11 protein-coding genes are annotated in these 12,497 nt (G+C 58.3%); 6 read left to right on the top strand and 5 right to left on the bottom strand.

Annotated elements, in window-relative coordinates; genetic code table 11:
- Positions 1-552, bottom strand: a 552-nt coding sequence (locus tag QDY28_RS19630) for a citrate/2-methylcitrate synthase (protein WP_331383320.1), incomplete at its 3' end; no start/stop codon positions are given.
- 280 nt (positions 553-832) lie between these two features.
- Between QDY28_RS19630 and QDY28_RS19625 the strand changes: the two genes are divergently transcribed.
- Positions 833-3,292: a ComEC/Rec2 family competence protein gene (locus QDY28_RS19625; RefSeq protein WP_331383319.1), complete on the top strand. Its 2,460-nt coding sequence runs from the start codon at positions 833-835 to the stop codon at positions 3,290-3,292.
- Here QDY28_RS19625 and lexA read toward each other — a convergent pair.
- From lexA to QDY28_RS19605, 4 genes are all read right to left on the bottom strand, one after another.
- A complete protein-coding gene (gene lexA, locus QDY28_RS19620) occupies positions 3,273-3,995 on the bottom strand; it encodes a transcriptional repressor LexA (RefSeq protein WP_331383327.1) in 723 nt (240 codons plus the stop codon). The genes QDY28_RS19625 and lexA overlap by 20 nt on opposite strands.
- 390 nt (positions 3,996-4,385) lie before the next feature.
- Entirely contained in the window at positions 4,386-4,877 is a 492-nt protein-coding gene (locus QDY28_RS19615) for a DUF2721 domain-containing protein (protein ID WP_331383318.1), read from the bottom strand.
- 105 nt (positions 4,878-4,982) lie between these two features.
- Positions 4,983-5,540 (bottom strand): mechanosensitive ion channel family protein, encoded by a 558-nt coding sequence (locus QDY28_RS19610; protein WP_331383317.1) that lies wholly within the window; start codon positions 5,538-5,540, stop codon positions 4,983-4,985.
- On the bottom strand, positions 5,540-7,048 hold the full coding sequence (locus QDY28_RS19605; RefSeq protein WP_331383316.1) for a hypothetical protein: 1,509 nt from the start codon (positions 7,046-7,048) through the stop codon (positions 5,540-5,542). The genes QDY28_RS19610 and QDY28_RS19605 overlap by 1 nt, the downstream gene beginning before the upstream one ends.
- A 505-nt stretch (positions 7,049-7,553) precedes the next feature.
- Here QDY28_RS19605 and QDY28_RS19600 point away from each other — a divergent pair.
- From QDY28_RS19600 to pdhA, 5 genes are all read left to right on the top strand, one after another.
- Complete coding sequence (locus QDY28_RS19600) at positions 7,554-8,441, top strand: VOC family protein (protein ID WP_331383315.1); 888 nt, start codon at positions 7,554-7,556, stop codon at positions 8,439-8,441.
- Positions 8,438-9,277 carry a 3-deoxy-8-phosphooctulonate synthase gene (gene kdsA, locus QDY28_RS19595; protein WP_331383314.1) on the top strand — a complete coding sequence of 280 codons (840 nt, stop codon included), beginning with the start codon at positions 8,438-8,440 and terminating at the stop codon, positions 9,275-9,277. Before QDY28_RS19600 ends, kdsA begins: the two co-directional genes overlap by 4 nt.
- A gap of 149 nt (positions 9,278-9,426) precedes the next feature.
- Positions 9,427-10,701 carry a phosphopyruvate hydratase gene (gene eno / locus QDY28_RS19590; protein ID WP_331383313.1) on the top strand — a complete coding sequence of 425 codons (1,275 nt, stop codon included), beginning with the start codon at positions 9,427-9,429 and terminating at the stop codon, positions 10,699-10,701.
- 280 nt (positions 10,702-10,981) lie between these two features.
- Positions 10,982-11,293, top strand: a complete 312-nt coding sequence (locus tag QDY28_RS19585) for an FtsB family cell division protein (RefSeq protein WP_331383312.1) — start codon at positions 10,982-10,984, stop codon at positions 11,291-11,293.
- A 157-nt stretch (positions 11,294-11,450) separates the two neighbouring features.
- On the top strand, positions 11,451-12,494 hold the full coding sequence (pdhA, locus tag QDY28_RS19580; protein WP_028753132.1) for a pyruvate dehydrogenase (acetyl-transferring) E1 component subunit alpha: 1,044 nt from the start codon (positions 11,451-11,453) through the stop codon (positions 12,492-12,494).
- Positions 12,495-12,497 lie beyond the last annotated feature (3 nt).

Raw genomic sequence — 12,497 nt, 5'->3', positions numbered from 1 at the left:
GGGCTGGCCGATATGGTACTTGTAGGCCATGGCGGCAAGCGTCGGCATCTTGGCGATCATGCGCAGGCTTGCGACCATGCGCTGGTGCGGATCGGTGATGTCGGTGGAGTCGTGATAGAAGGCCGACAGAGCGCCGACGCAGCCGCACATGACGGCCATCGGATGCGCATCGCGGCGGAAACCGGTGAAGAAACGGGACATTTGCTCATGCACCATGGTGTGGTGCACGACCCGATAGTCGAAGTCCTTCTTCTGGGCTGCGGTCGGTAATTCGCCGTAAAGCAGCAGGTAACAGACTTCGAGGAAATCGCCGTGTTCGGCAAGCTGTTCGATCGGATAACCGCGATGCAGCAGGACGCCTTCGTCGCCATCAATAAAGGTGATTCTGGACTCGCACGACGCAGTCGAAGTGAAGCCAGGATCATAGGTGAAAGTGGAGGTGTTCTTATAAAGGGCACCAATATCAATGACACTTGGGCCGATGGTTCCGGTCTTGACCGGCAAATCCACCGTCTTTTCACCCCAAGTTAGTTTCGCGCTTTGTTCCGTCATGCTGATCCTCCAAGATTTGGCGGGATTGACGCCTTAAAAAGCGCCAAAGGGTTAAGCGACTAACGATTAGCTATATGATCCAGAGCCTAATGCCAAGTTATCCTTACGCCTATTTGTGCATTGCAGTATCAACTTTTGGGCACTGCGGTAGACGGGCCCGCCCTGCGTAAGCATGAATTGGCGTCATTTCTCAAAGAACCGACGGATTTCAGTTGAAATCACCCGATGGTGACGGCAAAACTCTCGCTTTAGCTGTAGTTTTGCGTAGGCGCTTGGATGTATGCCTAATTTAGAGGCACCAGATCCGCAGGTGGAGAGTCGGGGTTTTGCTGCGGTTGCTGAGCGCGGCCGCGGCGTGGGCGCGGTCATTCCTCGTCCCAAAGCGACACAGCCGGAACGGACACAGGATCAAGCCGCCCTTATCGCCCGCCTTCGCCTTGCGGCAGGCGGCATCCGACTCAGCATTTACCATTTAGCCGCAGAAGAGGCAGCGCACGGCCGTGCGGTGCTATTTGCGCCGGTCTATATCGGCGCCGGCGCGATCTTCTGGTTCTCCGCCGGAGCCGATCCGCCACCGCAGGCCGTTTTTACCGCCCTCCTTATTTTTGCCGTTGCTTTTTTCCTCCGACAGGAGGCCGGACGAGTGCTGCGGCACCTGCTGTTCGCCGGCATGCTTGGCTGCGCAGGCATGGCTCTGGCGCAATGCGAGACCTGGCGGGCGTCGACGATGATGCTCGATTCCGCGGTGACGACCACCATTACGGGCCGGATCGAAAGACGCGAGGCCGATGACAAGGGACGCTGGCGCTATGTCGTCGCCCTGGAGACAACGGAAAAACCCGCCATTCGCCGGCCGCCGGCGCAGGTCACGATCTTCGTGCGCAAACAAATCCAGCCTTTTGAGCTCGGCGATCGCATTCAGGGCAGGGCGCGACTGACGCCGCCGGCCGGACCCGCCTTGCCCGGCCTCAACGATTTCGCCTTCAGCGCCTATTTCGATGGCACCGGCGCGAATGGCTTTGCCTATGGAACGCCGATGCTAATGTCGCCATCTGGTGATGTTGCCCAGGGGTCGTTTCTGGACAAGGCGGATATTTGGCTTGCGCGTTTGCGCAGCAGCATCGGCGACAGGATTAGGACGCTTTTGCCCGGTGACACCGGCGCCTTCGCGGCATCGCTTGTCACCGATGAGAGACGAGCAATTTCGGATGAGACGACGGAAGCGCTCAGGACTTCAGGCCTTGCGCACATCATTGCAATTTCCGGCCTGAACATGGCGCTGTCTGCAGGCATTTTTTATGTCGGCCTGCGCTATGCGCTTAGCCTATTTTTCGGCGTGGCACAGGCCTGGCCAACGAAGAAGATCGCAGCCTTCGGTGCGCTGATCACAGTGACAGCCTATTATTTTATTTCCGGCTTCGGGGTATCGGCAGAGCGCGCTTTCATTATGATGGCGATCATGCTGATCGCCGTGCTCTTCGACCGGCCATCCCTCAGCCTTCGCAATGTGGCGCTGTCCGCGATCGTCATCCTTATTCTGTCGCCGTCGCAGGCGCTCGGACCAAGTTTCCAGATGTCTTATGCCGCCACATTGGCTTTGGTGTCGGGTTATTCGCTTTGGACGAAAAGACCGCATCGGGAGAGCGTTCTCTCCCGCTTCCGGCTCATGCGTCCGCTGCTCTTCGTCTCGCGCTTCTTCGGAGGCATATTGTCGACCTCCTTTATCGGCGGCGCATCGACTGCGATTTTCTCGATCGAGCATTTTCACCGGTTGGCGACATATGGGCTTATCGCCAATCTGGCGGCTATGCCCGTCGTCTCATTTGTGGTCATGCCGTTTGGCATGGCGGCGACGCTGCTGATGCCATTCGGCGTCGATGCTCCCTTCTGGCAGATCACCGGCGCGGGCCTTGATGCTGTCATCGTCATTGCCAAAACGGTCGCCGCCTGGGGCGGCAACATTCCCTTTGGCCGGTTGCCGGTCTGGCTGTTCCCGACGGTCATAGCCGGCTTCTTGCTGATGACCTTGCTGAAAACATGGCTGCGGCATGCAGGTGCATTTTTGATCATCGGTTCGGTCGCGGTCGTGGCACTCAGCCCCGGTGTTCCGAAACCCGATCTGATGATCTCCGAGGACGGCACGCTCGTCGCATTGCTGCGCAACGGCGCGTTGACGACCAACCGGGAAAAGCCGCCCGACTTCATCTTCGAGCAATGGCAAAGAGCCCTGGCGATCACCGAGCAGCAACCGCCAACGATGCTTCCGCCCGGCAGTCAGCTCCCCAAGATCAGCAAATCGGACAAGCATCGCCGGCTGACTTCCGACGAGCAAGTCGCCGTTCGAAAGGCGATGGATGCGGCACTGGACAATGCCGGGCAGGGTGGCTTCGCCTGCCAAAAAGGGGCATGGTGCGTGGCAATGCTGGACAATGGCGAAATGCTCGTCACCATTGAGGATGCTGCCTATCTCGCCCCAGCCTGCGACACCGCTAACATCGTCGTCACCCCCGTGCGTCTGCGTCTGGACCACTGCCGCTCTGGCGCCATGCTTTTTACAGGTGCAACGCTACGCCGCACCGGATCCATCGAAATCAATCTCCGCGCCGACAAGCCGATGATAACGGCGGCGTTTGAAAATCTGACGCGGCCATGGAGCCTTCATCGCGCTTACGACTGGCGAACGGGCACTTTCGGAGCGCCGATCGCACCGGTGTCACCCGTCAGTGATAGCGGCGAATGAGGCCGACAAGCTTGCCTTGTACTTTCACGCGATCCGGCCCGAAAATACGGGTCTCGTAAGCCGGGTTCGCCGCCTCCAGCGCGATCGAAGCTCCCTTGCGACGGAAGCGCTTCAGCGTCGCCTCCTCGTCATCGACGAGAGCAACGACGATGTCGCCCGGATTGGCGGTGGTGGCGTTGCGGATAATGACCGTATCGCCGTCAAAGATGCCGGCGTCGATCATCGAGTCGCCCTTGACCTCCAGCGCATAATGTTCGCCGGAGCCGAGCATGTCGGCGGGAACCGTGATGTCGTGGGTATTGTTCTGAATGGCCGAGATCGGAACGCCGGCGGCAATGCGGCCCATGACGGGAACTGAGACTGAACTGTTGTTTTCCTCAATCACCGGCTTGGCGGGAGCAGGCGGCGGCACAAGTTGCGGCTTGCCAAGGCTCCCCTCGATGACGCTCGGTGAAAAACCGCGACGCGGCTGCAAGCTCGGGCTATAGGCCTCGGGCAGCTTGATGACCTCCAGTGCCCGGGCCCGGTTCGGCAGCCGGCGTATGAAGCCGCGTTCTTCCAAGGCAGTGATGAGACGATGAATCCCGGACTTGGACGCAAGGTCCAGCGCATCTTTCATCTCATCGAAAGATGGCGGAACACCGGACTCCTTCATTCGTTCGTGAATGAAGAGAAGCAGTTCCTGCTGCTTGCGCGTCAACATCGTTTTGAACCTCAGGAGTGAGAAGGTGTCGTGAAACAAATCCAGAACGGACACTATATGTTCCATATGTGTTCCGCAAGCCCTTAAATTTTGGTGAAGATTTTGTAAGCGCAACAAATAAATGGGAACATAACAGGTCCCGGTCGGACAGATTTTTTTCGATACATCCGAGTTAAAGACCGGAAATATATCAGGAATTCTGCGGAAAGCCTTTTTGTGCCCGTCAGGACAGCTCATCCAAAAAAGCGATGTGAGCCCATCTGTTTGCTAACTAAGCTCTTTGGGGAGGATGGTTGCTGAACGAAGGAGGGCAATCTGTAGATCAGACTGGGAAGATTGGATTCGGAGCGGCTTTGATCGGTTCCGTCCGTAGCGATATTGGACGGGAATTCAATAGCTTGGGTTTTTTCTGGAACTCCCGTGCCGATGCTCGAGCAAGGTGCGGTCGTTGGCTATCTGCCGCAGCATGCTGCGCCCGGCCAGAATCATTTCGAAGAGAAAGGCGATAAAAGCGCCCATGAGCGCGAAGACGGCAAGGCCGAAGAGCCAGAGCAATAATTGCTCGCGAAACTGCTGGCGAATCGCACCGCCCATGAGACCCAGCGTCGCGAGGCATGTGAACACGCCCGATGCCGTGCCGAGCAGGACTGCAATCTCTAGCGCCAATGTTCGCCGCCGCAGATAGTAGAGCTGCAGCAACCGCGTTTCATCCGGATCGTCCGAGGTCACCCGTTCGAAAAGGCTGTTGACCCGGTCGGAGACGCGAGCGAGCCTCGCCGAAAAGACATTGAGGCATCCGGCGGTGCCTGCCAGCAGAAAGACCGGAGTCAGTGCTATTTGGATAACATGCGCGGCAATAGACGTCAGATGGTCGTTCAGCACATTGGATCTCCTTCCTGTCCAACGTCATCCAGTATCGCCCCTGGGTGTCGCCTTGCAAAAGAAGCGCGCGGAGATGAGGCTCGTTGCTGATCTCATGCGAACGTTTTATGTTGGTGGCGCCGCCGATTGCGTCATTTGCTCAGCTATCTTCTTTCTCTGCAGTGTCATGGCGGCGACTGCGGCGTCCTGTTTTTCCTCTCCGCCCACCTGCACCGTCGGCTGGGCGAATTCGATGCCGTTTTCCATGAAGGCGTCGCGGATCATGGTATAGGCTTGGCGCCGTATGTAGGTTTGCCGGCCGGGAAGGGCGGTAAACGCAAAGCTCAGTTCGATACCGAAGTCGCCAATCTGCTCCACACCTTTCATTTTCAGGGTCTCGAGAATCTGCGGTCCGATTTCCGGATCTTCCTTCAACCGTTCTCCGATTTGCTTGACGATCTTTTTCGCCTTGGCGACGTCGGTGTTGAACGGAACCCGCAGCAAGAATTTATCGATCGCCCAGTCGCGGCTCATGTTCTGAACGGCGCCGAGTTCGCCGAAAGGAACGGTGAACACGGGACCATGATGATGGCGAAGCCTGACGGAACGCAGACTGAAGGATTCCACGGTTCCCTTGTAGCTGCCGCTCTGAACGTATTCGCCGACGCGGAAGGCATCGTCCATCAGGTAGAAAATGCCGCTGACGATATCTTGACGAGCGTTTGCGAACCGAAACCGATCGCTACGCCGAATATTCCGGCCCCCGCAATCAGCGGCCCGATCTGCACGCCCATTTCGGATAGCACGGTAAGGAGGGTGGCCGCGATGACGATGGCTGCCAGCGCGTTGCGGAAGATCGGCAGCAGGGTGCGAAGGCGGCCCGCGCGCGCCGCTTCCATGGATAGCGCGGATTCGCCGCTATCGGCGGCGCTCAATTTCTCGTCGATGAATGCCTTCGACAATTGCCAGCAGAGATCGGCCAAAATCAGAACGACGATGCTCTTCAGCGCGCCGCGAACGGCGGCGTCGATAGCCGGATTTTCCCGTGCGAGAATGTTGGGATCATAGTGCCAGACGACGGTGATCCAGGCGACCGCGGCTGCGATGACAAGCGCCCGCGCACCGCGAACGGCCAGCACCATGCGAGCACTGTTCTTGTTGTCACCAGGCCACCGTCCCTTTGCGAATGCTTCGGCCGTTCGTCCGACCGCAGCCAGCAGCCCCGGAAGAACAACGGCATAGATGCCGAGCCAGAAAAGGCCGACGAAGTTGGCTACCCAAAGGAGCCAGAGGCAGGCGGCGTAGAGTGAATAGAGGATGTTCATGAGCATTAGCTGTCGGGCGGCGCTTTCCGTGGCCGGTCGCCGCCACACCGCTTCGAGCGCGATCAGCAACAGGAGAACGGAGAAACAATGGGAGACGACAGTCCCCACATCTGCGTCGATGGAGAGCGGTTTGGTCAGCGATGTCGTGGCGACGGCTATGGCCAAAACGGCAATGAAGAGACGGGCCCTACGATAGCCGAAAGCGGACAAAGCGCCCGCATCCATCGATAGTTTGCAAAGGGCAAACGCGAGGCGAGCGCCAATGAATGCCGCCAGATAAAACAGGATCACGACGTGCAGAAGCGGCGGCCAGTCTATGGCCAGGAAAATAGCGGAGCTGGCGAGGGTGAAAGTGATCCATGGTCCGAATTCCCCGATCGTATGCGCGACAAGAGGATTCTGAAACTTCGCTTTGAGCACGGTCTTCTTGAAAAACCATTCCACTGCGAGACCGACGCAGACCAGTGCGGTGAACATGACGAACGCCGGCGCAAAGCCGCTATTTCTTGCTTGCTCACGCACTCTGCTCGCTGCAGCGGCGAGCTGCGCCGGTACATTTGGGATTGCTGACCGCAGGGCCTGAAATCGGGCGCGGGCGCGGGCCTCTCCCGTTTCGACCAACGTCGCTGCCGCCGCCGAAGGTGCCCGCTGCTGCTCGGCTGCTTGTCGCTTTTCGAGCCATTGGCGTAGCTCCGGATCATTCATCAAACGCAGCAGTTCCGATAGCTTTGCGGGCGGTGCTGTGGGGGCCGCTTCGGGAGCCTGCGCTTGGCACAGTTGCGGCGCGATAGCCGTGAAAACAAGGACAAGCGCAATGGCGGCGAAGCCGCTCGGCATATGTGCAATGAAGCGCGCGGCAGGATTCATGAGCCTTCGCGCTGCCCCGACCAAGGCTAGACAAAGAGAAGCGGCCAAATGTAAGACCGGGCGTATGGGCGCCCCCTCGACGAGCATCAAGCGCATGTCTCCCCCCAAGCACCCGACAATCAGATTGAGTACTGCTGCAAAGATAGAAGTAACGGGCCGCTTTCCTGCCTCTCCGAGATCGGATGGTGAATTGCGTTGCCGTTGGACAATCCGAACTGAAGAATGCGCGTCTTTGTCTTGCTGCCGGGAAACGGACTTTTCGGCGCAATCCTCACCCGTATCAATTACCTGTTGCTGCGCTACAGGTCATTTATTGCAGTATGATGCGGATATTGCTCGAATTATTGCCCTCTAACAAGGGAGAGTTTCGTGCCAGGGCTATATAATTCGGCTAGTTCGCGTGCGGATTTTTGCGGGAGCGCTCTTCTGCAGTCTGCTCCGACGCTTTGATCTTGAATTGAGCGGCGGATAGGCGCAAACCTGCCGACGAATGAAGGGGGAGACCATGACCTCATCGCCGCATCCGCTGGATCATCTCGTTCTGCCGACAATCAATATCGCTGTGGCGCGGGAACGGCTGGGGAAGCTCGGCTTTACCGTCGCCCCCGACGCTCGCCATCCCTTCGGCACGGAAAACGCCTGCGTCTTCTTTCCCGACAACATCTATCTGGAGCCCTTGGGCGTCGCGTCCCGTGAGCAGTGCCAGAGGAGCGTGGCGGAAGGAAATGTTTTCGTCGCTCGCGACCAGGCTTACCGTTTTCGCATCGGTGATGAAGGTTTTTCAGCCATCGTTTTCGGCACGGATGATGCGGTCGCCGATGACAAGCGGTTCCGGGCAAATACGATATCGGCCGGAGACACGCTGGATTTTTCCCGGCCGATGCGCATGCCGGATGGCTCGGAAGTAACGGCGGGTTTCCGTCTCGCTTTCGCAGCCGATCTGCGTTCCCCGGATTTCTTCGCCTTCTGCTGCCAACGCATCAATCCCTTGCCGACCGATCGCAGCGCCTTGGAGCGGCATGCCAATGGCGTGACCGGCATTGCAAAAATTGCCATATCGGCGCCGAATCCGGCCGCATTCCGTAGCTTTTTCGAGCAGGTCGTGGATGGACCAAAGATAGTGGATCATTCTTTCGGCCTCACCGTTCATGCAGCCAATGCAGCGGTCGAGATATTGACCTCGGAGGGCATGGAAGCCTTTTATGAGTGGCCGGTGCCGGCGGAGGATCCCGGCCTTCGCGCACGGGCAATCCTTTTCAAAACCCGCGATCTTTCCGTGACATCGGCGCATTTGGCTGCTAACGGCGTCACATACACGCGTAAGAACAATCGTATTCTGGCAAAGCCCGCCCCCGGACAGGGCGCGCTGTTCGCCTTCGAGGAGATAGCATGAACACGAATTCCGAAGTGACCGTCGGCGAGGGAGCCTCCAAGGTCCTGTTCTCCAATACTACAAAGTTGTCGCTGATCGCCGGCCCCTGCCAGATGGAAAGCCGCGACCATGCCTTCATGGTCGCCGGTGTGTTGAAGGAGCTTTGCGGCAAGCTCGGCATCGGCCTTGTCTACAAATCGTCCTTTGACAAGGCAAACCGCACGTCACTCTCGGGCAAGCGCGGCATCGGCCTGGAAATGGCGCTGGAAGTCTTTGCCGACCTCAAGAAAGAATATGGCTTTCCGGTTTTGACCGACATTCACACTGAAGAGCAGTGCGCGATTGTCGCCAAGACGGTCGATATTCTGCAGATCCCGGCCTTCCTGTCGCGCCAGACCGACCTTCTCGTTGCCGCCGCCAAGACCGGCCGCGTCGTCAACGTCAAGAAAGGTCAGTTCCTCGCGCCCTGGGACATGAAGAACGTGCTGGCCAAGTTGAATGACAGCGGCAATCCGAATGTGCTTCTGTGCGAACGGGGCGCATCCTTCGGTTACAATACGCTCGTTTCCGACATGCGCTCGCTGCCGATCATGGCGGCAATGGGTGCGCCGGTCGTCTTCGACGCGACCCATTCCGTGCAGCAGCCGGGTGGGCAGGGTGGCTCGACGGGCGGTGACCGCCGGTTTGTCGAAACCCTCGCGCGGGCTGCTGTCGCCGTTGGCATTGCCGGCCTTTTCGTCGAGACCCATGAGGACCCGGACAATGCCCCATCTGATGGTCCGAACATGGTCTATCTGAAGGATATGCCGCGGCTTTTGGAAAAGCTGTTGGCCTTCGACGCGATCGCCAAGGCCTAAGAAATGGGAAGCATTCAACAGGCTGACATGAACTTGCGCTACGCGGCCTGTGGGAGCTTCAATCGAGGATGCGGGGCGGCATTGTAATTTCCGCATCTTCGACTAAGACAGATTTCAATCGATTTATCACCAGCGAGCAGGAAGCTATCATGACCGCAATCACCGACATTATCGCCCGCGAGATTCTCGACAGCCGTGGCAATCCCACCGTCGAAGTCGATGTGTACCTCGAAGATGGCAGCATGGGCCGCGCTGCGGTTCCGTCGGGCGCTTCGACGGGCGCGCATGAAGCCGTCGAAGTTCGCGACGGCGGCAAGCGTTATCACGGCAAGGGTGTCGAGAAGGCCGTCGAAGCTGTCAACACCGAGATCTTCGACGCGATCGGCGGCATTGACGCGGAAAACCAGATCCAGATCGACAACATCATGATCGAGCTTGACGGCACGCCGAACAAGTCGCGCCTCGGCGCCAACGCCATCCTCGGCGTATCGCTCGCCGTCGCCAAGGCTGCCGCCCAGAGCGCCAACCTGCCGCTCTACCGCTATGTCGGCGGCGCCCACGCGCGCCTGCTGCCGGTTCCGATGATGAACATCATCAACGGCGGCGCCCATGCCGACAATCCGATCGACTTCCAGGAATTCATGATCCTGCCGGTCGGCGCAGATACTCTCCGCGACGCCGTGCGCATGGGTTCGGAAATTTTCCACGTTCTCAAGAAGGAACTGGCTTCACAGGGCCACAACACCAATGTCGGTGACGAAGGCGGCTTTGCGCCCGGCCTCTCCAGCGCCCCGGCTGCCCTCGACTTCATCATGAAGTCGATCGAAAAGGCAGGCTACAAGCCGGGCGACGAGATCGCTCTCGGCCTCGACTGCGCTTCGACGGAATTCTTCAAGGACGGCAAGTATGTTCTCGAGGGTGAAGGCCGTACGCTGGAATCCGGCGCCATGGCCGAATACCTTGCCGAACTCGCCGCCAAATATCCGATCATTTCGATCGAAGACGGCATGGCCGAAGACGATTGGGAAGGCTGGAAGATCCTGACCGACCTGACCGGCAAGAAGACGCAGCTTGTCGGCGACGATCTGTTCGTCACCAACTCGGCTCGTCTGCGCGACGGTATCCGCATGGGTGTCGCCAATTCGATCCTCGTCAAGGTCAACCAGATCGGCTCGCTGACCGAAACGCTCGACGCCGTCGAAACCGCGCATAAGGCCAACTACACGGCCGTCATGTCGCATCGTTCCGGCGAAACCGAAGATTCGACCATTGCCGATCTCGCTGTTGCCACCAACTGCGGTCAGATCAAGACCGGCTCGCTGTCGCGTTCCGATCGTCTTGCCAAGTACAATCAGCTCATCCGCATCGAAGAAGCGCTCGGCCCTCAGGCACAATATGCCGGCCGTTCCATTCTTCGCGGCTGATAGCGCATACCCCTGAAAATCCGCGGGATTTTCGGAAGGCTTAGCGTGCGCCGGATAACGATCCGAGTCGTCTTATAAGCCAATAATTTCCAGCTCTTGAACCGCGCCTTCGGGCGCGGTTTTTTGTTGGAAAAATGGCAGAGTCAACGGATGGTTAATCTCTGGCGGCTAATGTTGCCATAGGTGTTTGATTTAGCGTGATCTTCTCCGTAACCGCTTCGTATTTCAGTCGCGGACCTGGGTTCGGGATCATTCGATAGAGCGTTTTGAGCAAGCGAGTATGTGGACAAAATATCATAAGAAGAGAAAGTTCGGCCGTTTCGTTCTTCCCGCCATCACGGTCGCCTTCGTGAGCTATTTCGGCTACCACTGCATTCACGGCGACTACGGTCTGAAGGCGACCGAGGTCTTCGAGAAGCAGCGCATCGATCGCAGCAAGGAACTCGCCGATCTCGTCGCCAGGCGCGAACACCTTGAAAAGGAAGTGGCTTTGCTTAGCGACGGCTCCCTGGACAAGGATATGCTCGACCAATATGCGCGCTATCAACTGACCTACTCCAAGGCCGACGAGATCGTGATCTTCAATAAATAGTCACAATTAACCGAATTTCGGTTAATTGCATTTTTCGTAATCCCTTCAATGGCTTGCGAAGAATATGAGCCATGCAATTATAGCATTGCTGTGGCGAGCAATCTTCCCTATGTTACGCGGCACTACATAACGAGGCCACTCACATAGGGAGAGTTGAATGGCGCCGCGAAAATCCGCGTCCGTTTCCAGCCGCAAGACAACATCCAAGCCTGCAAGAGACACCAATGGTGGTGCAATCGCGGAATTCGACCGCGATGCGGAGCTCAAGGCCTATCGTGAGATGCTCCTGATCCGCCGCTTCGAAGAGAAGGCCGGCCAGCTCTACGGCATGGGCTTCATCGGCGGCTTCTGTCACCTCTACATCGGCCAGGAAGCTGTCGTCGTCGGCATGCAATTGGCGCTGAAGGAAGGCGACCAGGTCATCACCGGCTACCGCGATCACGGTCATATGCTGGCAACCGGTATGAGCGCCCGTGGCGTTATGGCCGAGCTCACCGGACGTCGGGGCGGCTATTCCCGAGGGAAGGGCGGCTCCATGCATATGTTCTCCAAGGAGAAGAACTTCTACGGCGGCCACGGCATCGTCGGTGCGCAGGTCTCGCTCGGCACAGGCCTCGGCTTCGCCAACTGGTACCGCGGCAATGACAATGTCAGCGTTGCCTATTTCGGCGATGGCGCCGCCAACCAGGGCCAGGTTTCCGAAAGCTTCAACATGGCGCAGCTCTGGAAGCTGCCGGTGATCTACGTGATCGAGAACAACCGTTACGCCATGGGCACGTCGACGGCGCGCGCAACCGCGCAGGCCGACTTCTCCAAGCGCGGTTCCTCCTTCGGCATTCCCGGCATTCAGGTCGACGGCATGGATGTCCGCGCCGTCAAAGCGGCTGCCGACGAAGCTGTCGAATATTGCCGTTCCGGCAAGGGTCCGATCATTCTGGAAATGCTGACCTATCGCTATCGCGGCCATTCCATGTCCGATCCGGCCAAGTATCGTTCCAAGGACGAAGTGCAGAAGATGCGCTCCGAGCATGACCCGATCGAGCAGGTTCGTGCCCGCCTTCTGGAAAAAGGCTGGGCGTCGGAAGACGAGCTGAAGGCGATTGACAAGGATGTCCGCGACATTGTCGCCGACAGCGCCGATTTCGCCCAGAACGATCCGGAGCCGGATGCATCTGAGCTCTATACCGACATTCTGCTCTAATCG

Source organism: Rhizobium sp. BR 362, from assembly GCF_036528765.1.
Classification (GTDB): domain Bacteria; phylum Pseudomonadota; class Alphaproteobacteria; order Rhizobiales; family Rhizobiaceae; genus Rhizobium.
The sequence above is the reverse complement of the archived record's forward strand: the minus strand, read 5'-3'. Positions and strand labels throughout refer to the sequence as shown.